Origin of the sequence: Xenorhabdus sp. IM139775 (genome assembly GCF_028598745.1) — a bacterium.
GTDB lineage: Bacteria > Pseudomonadota > Gammaproteobacteria > Enterobacterales > Enterobacteriaceae > Xenorhabdus.
Map to the genome: position 1 here is coordinate 1 of NZ_JAQRFK010000210.1, position 1036 is coordinate 1036.

At 51.0% G+C, this 1036-nt stretch carries 1 protein-coding gene; it reads left to right on the plus strand.

The window, feature by feature from the left end; all coding sequences use genetic code 11:
- Window positions 1–1036: toprim domain-containing protein (locus PSI17_RS17045; RefSeq protein WP_273553089.1), on the plus strand; the 1036-nt coding region annotated here is incomplete at both ends.

Sequence of the window (1036 nt, forward strand, 5' to 3'; positions counted from 1 at the left end):
TCATGGCGACGGGCTGGATTTAGTGGCAAGGGCTAAAGGGATTCCTGTCTTTGAAGCCGCTAAATTAGTTTCGGGTGCGCTGGCTCTGCCCTTACCGAATCCCAAACCCGCCAGTAAAAAGTCTCCCAAATCAGAGGTTCCCTCGATAATCGAGAAAGTGAACAGGCTCTTGTCTCAAGCCACGCTTGGGCAATCCGGCTATCTGGCTAAAAAGGGGCTGCAATGCCCCAAACAACGGCTATTGAAAGAGGGGATTTTATTGCTGATTACCCAAACACTGAACGGCACTATCACGGGTGCGCAAACCATCAAGCCCAATGGTGAAAAACGCCTTGTCGCAGGCACACAGAAAAAAGGGAGTGTTATCCCCGTGTCTGAGATAACCGGCACACCGGATACGTGCATCATTACCGAGGGTTATGCGACAGCCTTAACGGTCAGTCAGTTACATGAGGGCGTAGTACTGGCAGCGATGGATGAGGGCAATTTAATTAACGTGGCCGAACAGGTCAGAGAACGGTGGCCAGATGCAAATATCATTCTTGCGGCCGATAACGATTGGCACGAACCGGGAGAGCTGGACAAAAACGGCAAACCCAAGAAGAACGTCGGCAAAATAGCAGCAGAGAAAACCGCCAAAGCGATTAATGGCTGGGTAACGCTACCGCCCACAGAGTATAAAGCCGATTGGGACGACTATCGCCAGCGTCACGGCATTGAGGCAGCAAAGCTGGCATTCAGTCACGGGCTATATCCGATGGGGGAGAAAAAGGCAGTGAACGCAGAAGTAGCGCAGATCCACGAAGCAAAGCCCAAAAAGGCCAATAACAATCTGGCACAAATGGCAGCCAGTCAACGCGGGGCATTATTGGTTGAGCATTACAAAAAAATCGCGGTACATGCTGAAAGCGATGCAGTTTATCACTATAACGGTACGACATGGGAAACAGTGTCAGATAACGAGCTGCGTCGCGCAATGGTGGCAATCTTTGACCAGCACGACACCCCGTACAGTCCAAACGGGATCAATAACGCT